Source organism: Mesorhizobium sp. M1295 (assembly GCF_040318135.1).
Classification (GTDB): domain Bacteria; phylum Pseudomonadota; class Alphaproteobacteria; order Rhizobiales; family Rhizobiaceae; genus Mesorhizobium.
This window is the reverse complement of the sequence record NZ_JAMYLU010000004.1, coordinates 233,700-250,190: the sequence shown is the minus strand read 5'-3', so window position 1 is coordinate 250,190 and position 16,491 is coordinate 233,700. Positions and strand designations below refer to the sequence as shown.

Sequence of the window (16,491 nt, the reverse complement as noted above, 5' to 3'; positions counted from 1 at the left end):
CCAATTTCCGTCGCAAATCTCTGGAGCTTTGTCGGCTCCTGCAACAGGGGTAGGTTAGCTTATCTCGTAAGGAATAAAGCCACCGGTTTGGTGTTTCCACAGACGGGCAAACAGGCCATCCTGTCCCACCAGTTCGTCCGGCCCGCCTTCTTCCACGATGCGTCCCTGATCGAGCACAACTATCCGCTCCATCCTGGCAATCGTGGAGAGGCGACCTGCGATGGCGATCACCGGGGTCGGGTTTGTCCGTGTGGGTTCTGTGCCCGAAAGGTAAGGCCGTAGTCACTGCCTTTACAACGAGCCGAACTGGTTGCACTGTACTGCTTCGCACCGAATTTGAGCACGGCCTTCTGCAGGAGGGATCAATGGCAGGCGTGGAATCGATATATTTCACCGTGACGGTTAGTGACAAATTTTTGAGAATAACAGACAAACTACCATTTCCCGAGCCGCCGCCGACGGAGTTTTTCCTGAAAGTCCGTGATGCCAAACGTGAGGTGGCCGTTACGACCCAAGGCAATAACGTCGGCAGTGTCGATGTCTATGTGAGCAAGAACGAGAAAGATTGGCTTGTACACGAAGAGAATATGGAGGTCGAGGCTGACAGCACATACAATATTGATGACAAAGCTTTCCCGCCACCGCCACCCTCGAAGTCGAAGCAAGAAGCCGCCAAGGAAGATACCAAGAACTAACTTTGGCTCCCCCCTCCGCGGCTTAGCCGGCCGCCGCGATGTGCCAGCATGAAGCTGTTCCCGTAAGTGTTTGGGCTGCGGTTGCCGGGAAGGTTTGCATTCAAGATGATTTCTTCGGCGAAGTCAGTACTTGTGGCAAGTTCCATGATCGGGGTTTTCTTTGTAACTCCCCACATGACGTATCCCAGGTCATCAAATCCGCATCCTGTCGCGGCGGTTTCTCGTGACGTTGGATGAAAAATGAGTAGTTTTGGTTTGTCATTGCGGTAGCATTGACCTTCAAAGGCATATCCATAGACGACAGCAATCACCTCCTTGGTTGGAATTATAGGCTCGAGGTCATCGCGTTTCTTGACAATGGACATGCGAAGTAAGTTTTCATTCAACGGCAAAGTCGCTGTTCTGTGACTAACTTTGCCCACATTATCGAAATTCAACCTGACGCCATAGAGCGTAATCTGATCCGGCGAATAGTTTTGCGCGCTGGGTGGCGCAGGAATATCGGACGACATAATGCTTCTCCCTCCAGTATTGTTTGGCGATCGACCTGGCCCACCGCCCGGGCCAGACGGTTTAAGTGGGTTGCCTGTCGGCGTTGGTGACTTTGGCATCCCTTTCTCCTTCAAAAAATCTCGCGCCAGGCGAAGTTGTCGACAAGGCTGTCAGCGAAGCGGCGCGCACGCCCGCTTTCGCAGGCAACAACCATCGCCTCGGCTGCTTCGCGATAGTCCAGTGCATGCGGATCAAGCTCTTCCCACGACCGCACCAGGATCTCGCCCACTAGGTCGCGGGCTTCTTCCAATGCCGATTTCAATGCGAAGAGGCGGCCGTCATTGGCGGCGAGTGAAACCGAAAGCAGGTCTTCGACCTCTTCTTCGGAAAGCTCACTCCTGAGATCACGAAAGTCACGCGGATCCAGATCGGACAGCCCGCGTTCGAACAGCAGCACCTGGTAGATCTCGATAAGGATGTCGAAGAGTGCGCCCGCGAAGGGCTTGGAAAGGTCATGCACTTCCGTGCTGACGTCGCTCATCCGCAGCGAGTGGCTGAACCGTCGGACCTGCTTTTCGTCGGAGAGCTCGCCGAAGCGGTCCAGTTCGTTGTTGATCAGGAGGTTGCCGCGCGTGCGCCGCAAAAGCAAATCCAGCGCAGTATCGAAGTGCAGGAGCGAGATCAGCGCGATGAAATCGGCCACTGCCTCGTGGTAGGCGAAGTATTCATGCGGCGGATCGAAACGGGGAACTCCCATGACGCCGAAAATCACCAGATGCCCGATCTCGTGTGCAACAGCATCGAAGTTGAGCGCGAAGGGCTGCGTGGTTCCGCGGGCCTCATCGATCCCCATCTCCAGAAAGCCGTAACCCGACTGGGCGTTGTCCCAGTTCAGCCGCGGCACAATCTCGAGACGCGGATAGGTCGGTTCGAAGAACCAGGGAATCTCGCGCCCCACATAGCTCTCGCAGATGTCGAGCACCCGCCGCACGCAAGCGTAGGCATGCGCCGCCTCGAACTCCGGTGTGCCCAGCGGAATGTTGTCGAAGTGCCCGTCTGGGCCGGCTACCGCAGGCGGCCTGAGGGCACCGGCGTAAGGAGGCAGGTAAGGAAACTGGTATGGCTGCTTTTCAAGCAACGGGTCGATCACATACATCCGTCGGTCGGCTGGCCCGGGGCCGATCGCGTCAGGCGGCGTGGAGACCCAAATCATCTCGGGCCGTTCGTAACCCTGAATGAAAGGAGGTTGGGGAAAAACAAGAAAGCGTGTTCCAAGGCGCGAAGCCGCGGATCCAATACCCGACTGCCATCTTGCACTGGCGCCCATGCAGGCAGTCCCACCCCTCTCCTGAAAGGACAGTCTGAAGTATTCCTGTTAGATCAAAATCCATCCCGTTCCGCAAGAACAGACCCAATGTCGTCGTCCCACAGCCCGGCCGCGCCGAGGTCATAGGCCCAAGCTTCGGTCAGGGTGAAAGGCGGGGTCATCGGCGCATGCGCCAGAAGTTCAGGGCAGCATGCAAGTTTCGCCAGCAAGCCGGTTGCGTCTTCGCGTTTGCGGTCGATCGCCGATCGGGGGAGCCAGTCAGCAAGCCGATCCAGGGCCGTTGCGGATTTGCTGGGCAGAGAAGATCGCGCCTCCGCGAGCAGCCTCGGATAGCTGCGATCGACGAAGTGCGTGTCCCGCGCCAGCACTTCCAGAGATCGCCTTTCCACGGCGTTGATGATGCCTGCTCGCAATGCCCGCTTTAGCGTAAGGCGTATGTTGATAAGCGCTTCGCTCAGGGCCGCCGCGCCGAGTTCAGTAGGACACATCGCTACCGCGACTTCATCGTCGTCGGCGAGCGGCGTCAACGCGTACCATCGGTAGATGAAGCCATGGCCCTGCATGCCGAACGCCGCCAGTTCAGCGGCGCGGAGCGCGCCCATGCTTGCCGCCCCGAACACCGGAATTCCGTTTCCCAACGCCCACAGGATTTCCTTGTGACGAACTGCCGGTACCTTCCCGAACGAACCGTCGATGAGGATTATCGCTTTCGGTTGATAGGCTCTCATTGCGCGGACGATCGAACCCTGTTCGGCGGGCGGTAGATAAACGGCGTCGAGGATGGCTGCCGCTTGGGCACGCGGCAGTGTCGGTCCGAGGAAAATGACCGGCTTGTCCGCCATCCCTATCCTCCGATGAGGTCTTTGAGCGGAGGGGCGACGAGACGGACAATCTCGATATCGGGATCCGTGCTGCTATGGAGCGGCACGACAAGGGCCGCCTGCGCTCCGGCGCGCCTTAGCGATTTGAGAACGGCGTCGAGCTTGCTGGCGCCTGAGGTCGGTCCGACGCTATCGGCGGGAAGCGTGGTGGCGTTCCCTGGCACCCGGAACGAGCGTCGACGCGTGTCCAGGTCCACTCGGTCGTACCACTCGGGATAAGCGGCACGTGTAATATCTTCACGGGCACCGGCGAGCGCGGTTACCCGGGCCTGTGCCGCCTCCATCAGTGCCTTCGCCAAGGCGCCATCATGGGTAAAGTCGCACGCAAACCCCTCGCCCGGCAGCGGCGCAATCTCCTGATGCGCTTCCGATTCCATTACGGCGCAGCGAAAGACCGGCAAATCATGATCGCCTGGGACGAGCCATATTCCGGCAACGAGATCCGCGGCTGCGAGGCTTGCCAGAATTCGCGACGAACACGGACCGCCAATACGGGCGGGGTCGATACGAATTTCCGGAAAGGAACGTGGATACCGCTTGGCGCCTGCGATGCTCGCGCGCTCGATGATTTCTAGCGCTGCATGGGTGATCGCGGAAACTAGCGTTTGCCCGGCGGCGAGTCCGCGCGTGGATCGGGGAAACGCCACGGGATGCGGGGACGGAAGCGTGTAGATGGTATCGACCAGGGGGAGAGGAACTGGCAGCACCCGGCCGGTGAAAATATCATAACCGTCGGTCCACCGGAGTTGCAGTTGATCCCAGCCGGCGTCGAAGTCATGGACTCGGCAGCCGGCATAGAGGGCCCGAATCTCTTCTCCCAGAACGCGCGCGCTTGCGATCCTGATGCGCTCATGCGAGACCTGCTCCGCTGCCCATCCTTCGAGCGCTTCCATCAGTGCCCCGGCCGCTGCCTCTATGAGGGTTTCACCCTTGCCCTGGGAGACAGCGTTGGAGAGCGACAATGGCCGCACGGCTTGAGCAACCGCCACGCCGGCGCGATCAAGGCGGGTCAACGATCCGATCCGCGTTATGCCAAAACGTCTCCGGACGGAGAAAAGCCCGCGGGCGAGCTTCTCGGTGGCTGCGGAGTCTGTGCACTGGGCATCGCCAAGGGCGGAGAGTTCGCGGTCGAGCCTAAGACCGATCTCATTCGCAGGAATGGCAAGCGCCTGCGCAAAGCCGGTGTCGGACTTCACAGCCGGAGCCGATCGAGGTCCAGCCGCACGCGTGACGCCAGGGGTGCGGCCCGCTGTTCGGTGCTGACTTCGAGCGCTCGACGAAGGTCGGCCATCACCGCCTCCTGCGATTCGCCAAGGGTATGACGGAGCACACCGCGCTGCCGTAGCAACTCAGCAAGCCAGAACACTTGCCCACTGCTGGTCGAAGCCGCGATGATGCTATCCAGTATCGACAAGGCCTCGTCGTTGCGTCCAGCGCGTTCTAACAACTCCGAACGCATGCCCTCAAAAACGGGGGCACCCTCGTAGGTCGCGATCTCGCGCCAGCGTGTCAGCTCGGTTTCGAATGCCACTACGCCAGCTGCCGCGTCCCCGCTCATACCCTGCGCCCAGGCACGGAACAGCGCCGCCTTGGCGAGTACACCCGGCGTTGCCCGCCCGAGTTCTCCGATCCTTTCGGAGACCGCAATCACACCGGGATGGTCGTTTCGATATCGTTTCAGCTCGATCTCGAACTCCAGTGCATGCAACATGCTGTTCGGATGATTGATGTGCTCGGCCCATCGTTTGGCAGCGATTATACTTTCGGAAGCCCCATTGTCGTCGCCTACGAACCACAGGGAGAACGCACGTTCGCCCAGGCCGCAGACCTTGGCGTCATGACCTCCGTAACGGCCGCGGTTGAAACATGCGCGATCCTCGTCGTAAAGAACGAGACCCTGCTCGACGCATTTTAGGCAGTGCGAATGCAGCCCGGCATCAATGTTGGTCGCCCATGCGCAATGCAGCGACTGAAGCCGGACCTCAGGATCTGCAGAGCCTTCAAGGTCCTGCACGAGGATGTCGGATCTTGCGCGCTGTGTCTGGTAGTCGGGCGCAGTGAACCACCAACCCCAGTAAAGCGGGAACCATTCTGCACGATCCCGATCCTTAACCGTGGCGCACAGCGATACGCCGCGCTCATAGATCGCACGCGCTTGCTTGCTGCCTCTACCGAAAAGCGCTGCAACGACCGGCCCGCGAACTGTGAGGAGGCGAAGCAGCTGCTCATTCGACTCGGCATTCCTGCCGGCCTGAGCGAGTTGTTTCTCAGCGAAATCCAGCAGGTTTTCTGCCTCCTGCATTGCTGACCGAACATCGCAAGCCTCTGCCGCCTGAATAGCGTGGCGCGCCGCCTGCACAGGCTGTCCGGCCTGCCCGAAATGCCATGCCATCGTCTCGTCGGAGAGCGGCGGAACAACACCTGATTGAATGAGATTTACAACGCTTGTGTGGATTTCCTGCCGCTCGGATTTCAGGAGGCTTTCGTAGGCCGCTTCCTGGATCAGCACGTGGCGGAAGCGAATTTCCATACCGCCAGACTTCCGACGGACAATCCCGGCTTGGACAAGACCTTCGATTGCTTCGTCCAGAGGTATGGCAAGAGGCCCAAGTTCAAGCACACAAGCCAGCAGTTTCCGTCGGAACTGTCGCCCTAGGACGCTTGCGATTTGGGCGACACGTCTCAATGGCCCCAAGCTGGCGAGGCGGGCTGCGAGAAGATCCCGGAGATCCAGAATGCTATCCGCACGAAGCAACGCCTCCAATCCGGCCCGATCTGGCAAGCCAGCCTTCGCTCGTTCACGGATCCAAAGCGCCAGCTGTTCGGCAAACAGGGGCACGCCATCGCTCTTCTCGTAGATAAAGGCGACCAGTTCATCTGGTGGCGAATAATCCTCCCAGATCGTGCTGAGCAGCTCCGCGGTAGCTTGAGCAGTCAGGCCAGACAAGGCGACGGCAAGCACGTTTGGATCGCCGAAACCGTCCGGCGCGATAGCCTCGCGCGACGTTACTGCGGCAAGAATCGGCCGTGTTTCGATCCACCGGCTCAGCTTGGCGACAAGTGCTTTGGTGAGCGTGTCTGCCCAGTGAACGTCCTCGATTATCAGGAGGAGCGGTCCAAGAACGGACGGCGACGTCAGAAGTGACAGCATGGCCTCGACAACACGCGCCCTGATCTCCTCGTTCGAGAGATCGACCTGCCAGGCTTGGCCAGCGCCCCCCTCCGTCTCGCCCGCGACAAGGAATGTGATGATCTCGGCATTCAACGCGCCAAGTTCCGAGCCATGTGACCGCAGGTAGCGCGTGACCGCATCTCGATCCGGGTCGGCGTTGCCGGTCGCGTCTGCGATTGCCTTTCTGAGAGGTTCTAGAAACGGGTGCAGCGGTTCCGAATTGCCGCGCGGCTGACATTGAAACACCAGGGTCCGCACACCCTTAGCGGCAAGATCACGGCGGAACTCGGCGATCAGCCGGGATTTTCCGATCCCGGGGTCGCCATGGAGAAGAATGAACTGGCCATTGCCGTTTGCGGCTCTAACCCAACGCCGGCCACACAATTCAAGCTCGTCTTCGCGACCGATTAGCGGCGCGGAAACGCGCCGATACGCTGTGAAGCGGTCGAACTGCTGCCGGCGAGTTAATGGCCGCCACAAAAGTACCGGTTCGCCAAATCCTTTCAGGTGCCTTGGACCGATCTCCTCGAATTCGAACGCGCCCATGGTAAGCCGATAGGTGGCTTCTGCGACAGCAACACTGTTCGGCGCTGCTTCGGACTGGATGCGCGCAGCCAGTGCCGGCGCGACGCCAATAATCTCGGTGGCGCCCGGAAGGTTCGTTTTCGAAGCGTCAGCGATGACGACCACACCTGTGGTGATGCCGACCCTTACCTTGAGGCTGGATTCGGACTGTCTCGCCAGTTTCTCGCACCACTCGACAATTTCGATTGCCGACGCGACCGCACATTCGGCGGCATCTTCCCTGGACTCGGGAAAGCCGAAATAGGCGCAGCCGCCGTCGCCATGAACCCGCTCGAGGTAGCCATTGTAGTCGCTGATCAATGCAGCCGCTCCATTGTGGAGCGAACGTTGCATAGCGCCGAATTCTTCGGGGTCCAGCTGATTTAGCAGAGTGGTCGAACCAACAATGTCATAGTACAGCGCGGTCACATGCCTGCGCTCCCCTGCAAGCGACCCGGTCTGAACTCGTTCCCTGGTGGTCATCGGACGTCCTGCAACACGCTGAGAGAGCCACGCGGCTTTCTCGGATGTTATCGAAGCTCCATCGTGAGCACTAAGGCTTAGAATAGTCCCATTGGCAACGGCATAATGGGTTCCTAGCCCACCCGTCTGCTATCCGTTCGCAATCCAGTCGTGATCATCAACGCGGGCTTTCAGTTCGCTGCAACGACAGGAATGGGGTGCCTCTAGCCTAACAGGAGTGTCGGCTGGAGGAGCGCGCGTGCGGTCCACGTTTGGCGCAATCACGTCTCCAGCGCGCTCACTGGCAACGTCCGCTTCCGGGATAGGGCCGCGTCTCCGGAATGTCTTAGATTGCTGAAGGGTTTCGGGTGCCGTCAGGCGTACGAAAGTCTCTCATGCAGGAACCCGCGTGCCGCACGCGGTGAGCTATGGGGATTTGTGTTTCGGGGTGTGCCAGCGCCTGGGGCGAACTTCCGCATAGGATGCGGTGGGCATGTCGTGGAAGCGGCTTCTGGGCCAGGTCGCAGAGCGTGTATTGTTGATTCCGACGGGATTGGTGTGCGTGACGACCGGCGCCACGGCAACGTGCACATAACATCCCGTTGACCGGCGTCGGCGTGGCGCGGTCGTACGAGCAACTTGGCCATGCCGGGTCATGGGGCGTTCTCCCGGTTCGGCGCTCTTGAGGCAGGCGGTGCACGAGGCTGGCACCACCGTTCGAACCTCTCGATGACGACCATGCGTCCGCCGCAGCAGGGGCAAGGCGGGCGGACGTCAGCCGGTTCTTCCGGAGTGTCGTCTTGGGGCGGCGGAGCGACGTTCAGCAGTTCGCGCGCGAGTGCGAGGCTGGCTTTGCGGGCGGAGCTGGCGAGCAGCCCATAGTGACGGATGCGGTGGAACCCACACGGCAGGACATGGAGCAGGACGCGGCGGATGAACTCGTCGGCGGCAAGCGTCATGGCGCGCTGGCGCTCGGCACCGTCGCGGCGATAGTCCTTGTAGCGGAAGGTGACTCCAGCCTCGTCGAAGGCGATCAGGCGGCGGTTCGAGATGGCGACCCGGTGAGTGTAGCGCGACAGGTAGGCGAGCACCGCTTGGGGGCCGGCGAAGGGCGGCTTGGCATAGACCACCCAGCGCTTGCTGCGAACAGGCTTCAGATGACGCAGGAAGGCGCGACGGTCGGCCAGGTGTGCCGCCGATCCGAAGAGGGCGAGCCGACCGGCGTCGTGCAGCGCGACCAGCCGGGTCAGGAACAGACGGCGGAACAGCTTGCCCAGTACTCTGACTGGGAGAAGGAAGGCCGGCCGCGACGATATCCAGCGTGACCCGTCCGGCGCGATGCCGCCGCCCGGCACGATCATGTGGACATGGGGATGGTGGGTCATTGCCGAGCCCCATGTGTGGAGCACGGCGGTGATGCCGATGCGCGCGCCGAGGTGCTTGGGATCCGCCGCGATCGTCAGCATCGTCTCCGATGCCGCCTTGAACAGCAGATCATAGACCAGCGCCTTGTTGTGGAACGCGATGACGGCGACCTCGGCGGGCAGCGTGAACACGACGTGGAAGTAGCCGACTGGCAGCAGGTCGGCTTCGCGCTCGGCGAGCCATGTACGGGCGGCCGCGCCCTGGCACCTGGGACAGTGCCGGTTGCGGCAGCTGTTGTAAGCGATCCGCCATTGGCCGCAGTCCGCACAGGCTTCGACATGACCACCCAATGCAGCGGTGCGGCAGTGTTCGATCGCCGACATGACCTTGAGCTGCTGCAGGCTCAGATGCCCTGCATGGGCGACCCGGTATCCGGGGCCGGCAGCACGGAAGATATCGGCGACCTCCAGGTCCGCCCGCACCGGTTCAGCCGGGAGGGGTCTTGCCTTCCATCAGCGCCATCAGCCGGTCGAGCGGCCCCGCGACCGCGTGGATCGTCCGGGTCGAGACCTTGGTGTAGAGCGCGGTGGTATCGAGCTTGCTGTGCCCGAGCAGCACCTGGATGACGCGGATGTCGACATCCTGCTCAAGCAAGTGGGTGGCGAAGCTGTGACGCAGCGTGTGCGGACTGACGCGCTTGCGGATGCCGGCGACTTCGGCTGCTTCCTGGACCGCGCGATGCAGCTGCCGCGACGAGATCGGCGCTGTGCAGCCGCGCCCCGGGAACAGCCAGCCATGGGGGAGCATCACCCCGCGCCGCTTGCCTTCGCGCCACCACAGCCGCAGCAGTTCCAGCAGTTGCGGCGAGAGCATGGCGTTGCGGTCCCTGCGTCCCTTGCCCTGTTCGACGCGGATCAGCATGCGTGTCGAATCGATGTCGTCGACCTTCAGATGCGCGACCTCGGATACGCGCAGGCCCGCGCCATAGGCGACACCGAGCGCGGCCTTGTACTTGATGCCTGGCGCCGCTTCGAGCAGCCGCGCCGCTTCCTCAACGCTCAGCACATCGGGCAGCTTGCGCGCATATCGCGTGACCACCAGCGCGCGCGCCAGATCGCGCCGCCTCAGCGTCACCGTGAACAGGAATCGCAACGCCGAGACCGCACCGTTGATCGTCGCCGGGCCCAGGCCGTTCTCATGCTGGCGCAGCTGGAAGCGTCGGATGTCCTCGGTCGTCGCGGTGTCGGGGGCGCGACCAAGGAACGCGGCGAAGCGCCGGACATGACGAACGTAGTCCTGCTGCGTATGGGGTCCCAGACCCCGCATCAGCATATCTTGCTGCATGCGCTGGCGAAGCGGCGTAGTCGGAGCATCGGTCGACAAGGTGGCCATGGCAAGTTCCTCTCGTTGAAGGGAACTCCATGGTCGGATCGCGGGCTCTACCCGCTCAAGGCCTATGAATACCGCGCCATCTCAGAACCAGGCGACACTCCCGCGAAGCGGGTTCGTGCATTAGGCGCAAACCGGTCGTCCACAGCTCAAATCATGAAGTCGGCTTGGGGGCATGAGCGTGACTTCGGCCGCTGGCCAACGAAACTTCCGCCAAAGGGTCATCTTCCGCCATGCCACACCGATACCAAGTGTCGGATTTTTCCACTGGCCCACGCCCGCAAGGTCAAAGCGCTCCAGCATTCTTTGCGCGTCCAAGGCATGCGCGGCTCTGTAGACCAACGGCTTTGTCCCCCGAACTGTCCGCTTTGAACGCTTGAAGGGGCACTGTGGCTGTGCGATAGGCACTCCACAACGTAGAGAACCTTGCGGAGAGCGCTGACATGGCGGGTGGACGGGGCCTTATGGCCGGCAAGCGCGGCCTTATCCTTGGCATCGCCAACAATCGCTCGATCGCTTACGGCATAGCCAAGGCCTGTGTCGACCACGGCGCCGAGATCGCGCTGACCTATCAGGGCGAGGCGTTCAAGAAACGCGTCGAGCCGCTTGCGGCGGAACTGGGCGCGCATGTCGCCGGCCATTGCGACGTGACCGACCCGGCCAGCCTCGATGCGGTGTTCGCCGATATCGCCAGTCATTGGGGCAAGCTCGATTTCCTCGTCCACGCCATCGCCTTCTCCGACAAGGACGAGTTGACCGGCCGCTATGTCGAGACGACGCGCGACAATTTCCTGCGCACCATGGATATTTCGGTCTATTCCTTCACCACCATCGCCAAACGTGCCGAGCCTTTGATGACCGAGGGCGGCTCGCTGCTGACGCTGACCTATTACGGCGCGGAAAAGGTGATGCCGCACTACAACGTCATGGGTGTCGCCAAGGCGGCACTCGAGGCCAGCGTGCGCTATCTGGCCGTCGACCTCGGCGCCAAGAAGATCCGCGTCAACGCGATCTCCGCCGGCCCGATCAAGACGCTTGCCGCATCCGGCATCGGCGATTTCCGCTATATCCTGAAGTGGAACGAATACAATTCGCCGTTGAAGCAGACGGTGACGCAGGAGGAGGTCGGCGATTCCGGCGTCTATTTCCTGTCCGACCTTTCGCGCGGCGTCACCGGCGAGATCCATCATGTCGATTCCGGCTATCATGTCGTCGGCATGAAGGCGGTCGACGCGCCGGATATTTCGACGGTCAAGGACTGACGCCACCGCCTGACCTCTTCCGGAAGACCTGATGTACCCGCTCGTCTATATCGTGCGCCACGGCCAGACGGCGTGGAACGCCGAGGCCCGGCTGCAGGGGCAGGCCGATACCGACCTCAACGAGCTTGGCCGCGAGCAGGCTAGCCGCAACGGGCGCAGGCTGGCCGAACTCATCGACAAGCCCGAAGATTTCGACTTTGTCGCCAGCCCGATGCGGCGCACGTGCGAGACGATGGAGCGCCTGCGCGCGGCGATGAAGCTCGATCCGCACACCTATCGTACCGAGCCGCTACTCGTAGAATTGAGCTTTGGCGACTGGCAGGGTTTCACCTTTGCCGAACTCGAGGCGAACGATCCCGGTTCGACCAGGCACCGACGCCTCGATAAATGGAACTTCCAGCCGCCCGGCGAGGGCGCCGAAAGCTATCAGATGCTGCTCGAACGGGTGAAGCCGTGGTTCGACGCGCTCGATCGCCAGACGGTCTGCGTGACCCATGGTGGCGTCATGCGCGTAATGTTCCGCTTGGTGCTGGGGATGTCCGAACAAGATGCGGTCAGCATGGAAGTGCCGCAGGACCGCGTGCTCAGGCTGGACGGCCGGCGCCTGGAGTGGCTTTGAGACCGATGAGGTAGCGTATGTTGAGACCAGGTCGGGCCGGCACCGACGCGCCCTACTCGGTCGATCCGGTGTCCGGCAGTTCCATGTCGGTGACGACGTTCTCGCCATTCGTCACGTCATACGCGAGGACGATGTCCATGCCCGGTTTCAGCGCATCGAGATCGGTTTCGGCGTTCAGCTTGTAGGACTTGCCGTCGTCCAGCGTCAGCGTCAGCGCGTCCTTGTCGACCTTCTTGATCAGGCCTTCGGTCTGGCCGGCGAAGGCGGCGGTGGAAATCAACAGCGTGGCGGCAACAGCGCCAATCAGGATACGCATCATCGTCCTCTTTAATCATTGCCGGTACAGCGGCTCGGTCCAACGGAACGGAACTGAGCAGAAACCAATCGAATGTGTCAAAACTAAATCCGCCGGATCACAGTTTGACCACTGTGGAAAACGCCAATAGAAGGCAAGCTGCAGCGCCGCGTCCTCCTGGGCGCGCAACGAACGCTGTAGCACTTTTGATTTTTTTGCGCATGATCCTTTCCGAAAATCGCGCCGATTTTCGAGGTCATGCGCTAGGCCGGCTCCGACGCCGGCAGGGCTGGTTCCATGTCGCACAACACGTTCGGCCATCTCTTCCGCGTCACCACCTGGGGCGAAAGCCACGGGCCGGCGCTGGGCTGCGTCGTCGATGGCTGTCCGCCCGGCATCCGCTTCACTCGCGACGAGATCCAGGCCGAACTTGACAAGCGTCGCCCCGGCCAGTCACGTTTTGTGACCCAGCGTCGCGAACCTGACGAGGTCAAGGTCCTGTCCGGCTTTATTGTCGATGAGGACGGGGAGACGATGATCACCACCGGCACGCCGGTGTCGATGCTGATCGAGAATGTCGACCAGCGCTCCAAGGACTATGGCGACATCGCCCGCCAGTTCCGGCCGGGCCATGCCGACTACACTTACGAGGTCAAATACGGCCTGCGCGATTACCGCGGCGGCGGTCGCTCCTCGGCGCGTGAGACTGCGGCGCGAGTGGCGGCCGGGGCGCTTGCCCGCAAAATCGTGCCAGGCATGGTGGTGCGCGGCGCGCTAGTGTCGATGGGCGAAAGATCGATCGATCGCGCCAACTGGAACTGGAATTTCGTCGGTGACGCCGAAAACCCGTTCTTCACTCCCGATCCGGCGTCGGTCGCCGTCTTCACCAAATATCTGGACGGTATCCGCAAGGCGGGCTCCTCGGTCGGTGCGGTCATCGAGATCGTCGCCGACGGCGTGCCGGCGGGGCTTGGCGCGCCGATCTATGCCAAGCTCGACCAGGACATCGCCTCCGGCCTGATGTCTATCAACGCCGTCAAGGGCGTCGAGATCGGCAACGGTTTCGAGGCCGCCCGCATCACCGGCGAGGAGAATGCCGACGAGATGCGCATGGGCAATGACGGCAAACCGGTCTTCCTGTCCAACAATGCCGGTGGCATCCTCGGTGGCATCTCGACCGGCCAGGCGATCGTCGCGCGTTTCGCCGTCAAGCCGACCTCGTCGATCCTGACGCCGCGAAAGTCGATCGACAAGGACGGCAACGACGTCGAGATCATGACCAAGGGCCGGCACGATCCATGCGTCGGCATCCGCGCCGTGCCGATCGGCGAGGCGATGGTTGCCTGCGCCATTGCCGATCATTATCTGCGGCATCGGGGACAGACAGGGAGGGGAGTAGGGGAGTAGGGGAGTATGTTGGTGCACGCCAAGCAGCCAATTTTTTCCTTTTCCCTACTGCCGTACTGCCCTATTCCCCTACTCCCCTGCGAGTGAAACGAGCGCTTATGCCTTACGACCAGAAGAAGATCGTTGAAGCCCTGCGCGCCTTCGAGCGCGGCGAGATCGTCGTCGTCATGGACGATGACGGGCGCGAGAACGAGGGCGACCTGATCGTCGCCGCCGTCCATTGCACGCCGGAAAAGATGGCGTTCATCGTCCGCAACACGTCAGGCATCGTCTGCACGCCGATGCCGCGCGAGGAAGCCAAGCGGCTCAACCTGTCGCCGATGGTGGCCGACAATGATTCTGCCCACACCACTGCCTTTACCGTCAGCGTCGACTTCAAGCACGGCACCACGACTGGCATTTCGGCGGACGACCGCACGCTGACGGTGCGCAATCTCGCCAATGACAATGTCGGCGCGTCCGATTTCGTGCGCCCCGGCCACATCTTTCCGCTGATCGCGCGCGAGGGCGGCGTACTGATGCGTTCGGGCCATACCGAAGCCGCTGTCGACCTTTGCAAGCTCGCCGGCCTGCCGCCGGTCGGCGTCATTTCCGAGCTGGTCAACGATGACGGCACCGTGATGCGCGGCCCGCAGGTGCAGGCCTTCGCCGAAAAGCACGGGTTGAAGCAGATCTCGGTTGCCGACCTCATCGCCTACCGGCAACGCAAGGAAACGCTGGTCGAACGCGTCGCCTGTTCCGACATCGAGACGCCCGGCGGCAAGGCGCAGGTCTTTACCTATACGCTGCCCTGGGATTCCATGCATCACGTGGCGGTCGTCTTCGGCGATATCCGCGACGGCGTCGAGGTGCCGGTGCGCCTTCATTCCGAGGACGTGGTGAGTGACGTCTTCGGCACCAGCCACAGGCTGGACGCCATCATGAAGGCGATGGGTGAGCGCAAGCGCGGCGTCATCGTCTATCTGCGCGAAGGGTCGGTCGGCGTCGCCCATCAGGAGCGCAAGCGGCCGGCTGCCGGCGACCGCGAGGACCATGAAGAGGCGCGCCGGCGCGAGAACGAATGGCGCGAGATCGGCCTCGGCGCGCAAATCCTCAAGGATCTCGGCATTTCCTCGATCAATCTGATCGCCTCGCGCGAGCGCCATTATGTCGGCCTCGAAGGTTTTGGCATCCACATCGCCAAGACCGAGATTCTTTAGACCGTTCTCACGATGCTGGTATGCGTCCGGCCCCCGCCTCGGGCCGGACGCACCGGAAGCTATTCCGCAGCGACCGCAGCAGCGTCGCAGGCTGCAATGTCGCAATCCGGCGCGGCAAGGCTGCGCTGGCCGGCAAGCACGATGACCAATGCGATTGTGCCCGACGCCACCGATACCCAGAACCCGTTCTGCGCGCCGAAAGCGTCCACCACCCAGCCGGCGGCGAATGAGCCGAGCGCCATGCCGATGCCAATGCCGGTCATCACCCAGGTCACGCCTTCGGTCAGCACCGCCTCGGGCACGCGCCGCTCGATCAGACCGAATGCCGTGATGAAGGTCGGCGAGATCGCCACGCCGCTGACGAAGACGGCCAGTGCCAGCAGCGGCACGGTGTCGGCGACGAGCAGCGGCAGCGTGGTAAGCGCAATGATGGCGATTGCGATGGCAAGTTGAATTTGCAGCGGCACTTTCAGGTTCAGGGCGCCGATAATGATGCCGACGACGAACGATCCGAGCGCGTAGACGCCGATAACGAAGCTGGCGGCGCCCGGCTGGCCAAGCTCCTTGGTGATCGCCACTGTGCTCACCTCCGTGGTTGCAAAGGTCGCGCCAATGAAGATCAGCGCCAAGGTGAGGATCTGGACAGGCCGCAGGCGGATTGCCGAACCGCCCGAACCATGTTCCACCGGTCTGGCTCGCGGTTCGGTCGAACGCTGCAGGATGAAAGCCGTCGAACCGAGGGCGAGGAACAATGTGCTCGCGAGCACTCCCGCTTCCGGGAAAAGCGCGACGCTCAGCCCCACCGATAGCGATGCGCCGGCGATGTAGACCAGCTCGTCCGCCGCCGATTCGAAGGCGAACGCGGTGTTCAGTTCGGGACGGTTGCGGAAGATCTCCGTCCAGCGCGCGCGCACCATTGCCGGGATGCTGGGCATGACAGCAGCCAGCAGCGATGACACGAACAGCGTCCATATCGGCCAATGCTGATTGGCCGCCGCAATCAGGATCGCGAAAGCGAGCGTGGAAATCACGGTGGTCGGCACCACAATCCGCGTCTGACCGAGGCGATCCACCAGTCGCGATACCTGTGGCGCGACGAAAGCGTTGGCAAGCGCATATGTCGCGGAGACAGCGCCGGCCAGCCAGTATTCGCCATCAGTCTGTGACAGCATCGCAACGATCCCGATCGGAGCCATGGCCATCGGCAGCCGGGCAACGAACCCAGCCGCGGCGAAGCCTTTGGCGCCGGGCGCGCGAAAGATCTGGGTATAGGGATTTTGCATGGTCTGGCTCCTGGACAAGGGACGGTTCGGCGATTACATACGTAACGTATGAGTTTAAATAGACCATACGCGGCGTATG

The 16,491-nt window shown here is 61.9% G+C and carries 14 protein-coding genes and 1 pseudogene; 5 read left to right on the top strand and 10 right to left on the bottom strand.

Features of this window, described 5'->3' with window-relative positions:
• Positions 1-54: 54 nt before the first annotated feature.
• Positions 55-231 (bottom strand): annotated as a pseudogene (locus tag NKH29_RS08575) (hypothetical protein); the annotation flags it as partial.
• Between the two features lie 134 nt (positions 232-365).
• On the opposite strand from NKH29_RS08575, the gene NKH29_RS08570 reads away from it, so the two are divergent.
• Positions 366-695 carry a hypothetical protein gene (locus tag NKH29_RS08570; protein ID WP_023716887.1) on the top strand — a complete coding sequence of 110 codons (330 nt, stop codon included), beginning with the start codon at positions 366-368 and terminating at the stop codon, positions 693-695.
• Here NKH29_RS08570 and NKH29_RS08565 read toward each other — a convergent pair.
• The 7 genes from NKH29_RS08565 to NKH29_RS08535 form a co-directional block, all read right to left on the bottom strand.
• The gene (locus NKH29_RS08565) at positions 692-1,207 is read right to left on the bottom strand and encodes a hypothetical protein (protein WP_051409559.1); all 516 of its coding nucleotides are present in this window, start codon (positions 1,205-1,207) and stop codon (positions 692-694) included. The two genes, NKH29_RS08570 and NKH29_RS08565, sit on opposite strands and share 4 nt — an antisense overlap.
• Positions 1,208-1,317: 110 nt before the next feature.
• Positions 1,318-2,514, bottom strand: a complete 1,197-nt coding sequence (locus NKH29_RS08560; RefSeq protein ID WP_023716889.1) for a gluzincin family metallopeptidase — start codon at positions 2,512-2,514, stop codon at positions 1,318-1,320.
• Positions 2,515-2,567: 53 nt separating this feature from the next.
• Positions 2,568-3,356 (bottom strand): TfuA-like protein, encoded by a 789-nt coding sequence (locus tag NKH29_RS08555; protein ID WP_023716890.1) that lies wholly within the window; start codon positions 3,354-3,356, stop codon positions 2,568-2,570.
• Positions 3,357-3,358: 2 nt separating this feature from the next.
• Entirely contained in the window at positions 3,359-4,591 is a 1,233-nt protein-coding gene (locus tag NKH29_RS08550; protein ID WP_352483723.1) for a YcaO-like family protein, read from the bottom strand.
• The gene (locus tag NKH29_RS08545) at positions 4,588-7,614 is read right to left on the bottom strand and encodes an ATP-binding protein (protein WP_031193359.1); all 3,027 of its coding nucleotides are present in this window, start codon (positions 7,612-7,614) and stop codon (positions 4,588-4,590) included. Before NKH29_RS08545 ends, NKH29_RS08550 begins: the two co-directional genes overlap by 4 nt.
• A gap of 632 nt (positions 7,615-8,246) precedes the next feature.
• A complete protein-coding gene (locus NKH29_RS08540; RefSeq protein ID WP_502911226.1) occupies positions 8,247-9,440 on the bottom strand; it encodes an IS91 family transposase in 1,194 nt (397 codons plus the stop codon).
• A 4-nt stretch (positions 9,441-9,444) separates the two neighbouring features.
• Positions 9,445-10,350 (bottom strand): tyrosine-type recombinase/integrase, encoded by a 906-nt coding sequence (locus tag NKH29_RS08535; RefSeq protein WP_352792124.1) that lies wholly within the window; start codon positions 10,348-10,350, stop codon positions 9,445-9,447.
• Positions 10,351-10,790: 440 nt separating this feature from the next.
• On the opposite strand from NKH29_RS08535, the gene fabI reads away from it, so the two are divergent.
• Complete coding sequence (gene fabI, locus NKH29_RS08530; protein ID WP_352937183.1) at positions 10,791-11,609, top strand: enoyl-ACP reductase FabI; 819 nt, start codon at positions 10,791-10,793, stop codon at positions 11,607-11,609.
• A gap of 31 nt (positions 11,610-11,640) precedes the next feature.
• Positions 11,641-12,228, top strand: coding sequence for a histidine phosphatase family protein (locus tag NKH29_RS08525; protein WP_352937181.1), 588 nt, complete (start codon positions 11,641-11,643; stop codon positions 12,226-12,228).
• A 52-nt stretch (positions 12,229-12,280) separates the two neighbouring features.
• Here NKH29_RS08525 and NKH29_RS08520 read toward each other — a convergent pair whose 3' ends face one another.
• A complete protein-coding gene (locus NKH29_RS08520) occupies positions 12,281-12,544 on the bottom strand; it encodes a DUF1344 domain-containing protein (RefSeq protein WP_023716902.1) in 264 nt (87 codons plus the stop codon).
• A 276-nt stretch (positions 12,545-12,820) separates the two neighbouring features.
• Here NKH29_RS08520 and aroC point away from each other — a divergent pair, with 276 nt between their 5' ends.
• Together aroC and ribB are read left to right on the top strand one after the other, a co-directional pair.
• Positions 12,821-13,930 (top strand): chorismate synthase, encoded by a 1,110-nt coding sequence (aroC, locus tag NKH29_RS08515; RefSeq protein WP_352483721.1) that lies wholly within the window; start codon positions 12,821-12,823, stop codon positions 13,928-13,930.
• A gap of 98 nt (positions 13,931-14,028) precedes the next feature.
• Positions 14,029-15,129, top strand: a complete 1,101-nt coding sequence (gene ribB, locus NKH29_RS08510) for a 3,4-dihydroxy-2-butanone-4-phosphate synthase (RefSeq protein ID WP_352483720.1) — start codon at positions 14,029-14,031, stop codon at positions 15,127-15,129.
• 59 nt (positions 15,130-15,188) lie between these two features.
• Here ribB and NKH29_RS08505 read toward each other — a convergent pair whose 3' ends face one another.
• The gene (locus NKH29_RS08505; RefSeq protein WP_352846051.1) at positions 15,189-16,412 is read right to left on the bottom strand and encodes an MFS transporter; all 1,224 of its coding nucleotides are present in this window, start codon (positions 16,410-16,412) and stop codon (positions 15,189-15,191) included.
• Between the last annotated feature and the right edge of the window lie 79 nt (positions 16,413-16,491).

Coding starts and splice junctions, on each gene's coding strand:
- NKH29_RS08570 (WP_023716887.1), top strand. CDS start 366: ATGGCAGGCGTGGAATCGATATATTTCACCGTGACGGTTAGTGACAAA.
- NKH29_RS08565 (WP_051409559.1), bottom strand. CDS start 1,207: ATGTCGTCCGATATTCCTGCGCCACCCAGCGCGCAAAACTATTCGCCG.
- NKH29_RS08560 (WP_023716889.1), bottom strand. CDS start 2,514: ATGGGCGCCAGTGCAAGATGGCAGTCGGGTATTGGATCCGCGGCTTCG.
- NKH29_RS08555 (WP_023716890.1), bottom strand. CDS start 3,356: ATGGCGGACAAGCCGGTCATTTTCCTCGGACCGACACTGCCGCGTGCC.
- NKH29_RS08545 (WP_031193359.1), bottom strand. CDS start 7,614: ATGACCACCAGGGAACGAGTTCAGACCGGGTCGCTTGCAGGGGAGCGC.
- NKH29_RS08535 (WP_352792124.1), bottom strand. CDS start 10,350: ATGGCCACCTTGTCGACCGATGCTCCGACTACGCCGCTTCGCCAGCGC.
- fabI (WP_352937183.1), top strand. CDS start 10,791: ATGGCGGGTGGACGGGGCCTTATGGCCGGCAAGCGCGGCCTTATCCTT.
- NKH29_RS08525 (WP_352937181.1), top strand. CDS start 11,641: ATGTACCCGCTCGTCTATATCGTGCGCCACGGCCAGACGGCGTGGAAC.
- NKH29_RS08520 (WP_023716902.1), bottom strand. CDS start 12,544: ATGCGTATCCTGATTGGCGCTGTTGCCGCCACGCTGTTGATTTCCACC.
- aroC (WP_352483721.1), top strand. CDS start 12,821: ATGTCGCACAACACGTTCGGCCATCTCTTCCGCGTCACCACCTGGGGC.
- ribB (WP_352483720.1), top strand. CDS start 14,029: ATGCCTTACGACCAGAAGAAGATCGTTGAAGCCCTGCGCGCCTTCGAG.
- NKH29_RS08505 (WP_352846051.1), bottom strand. CDS start 16,412: ATGCAAAATCCCTATACCCAGATCTTTCGCGCGCCCGGCGCCAAAGGC.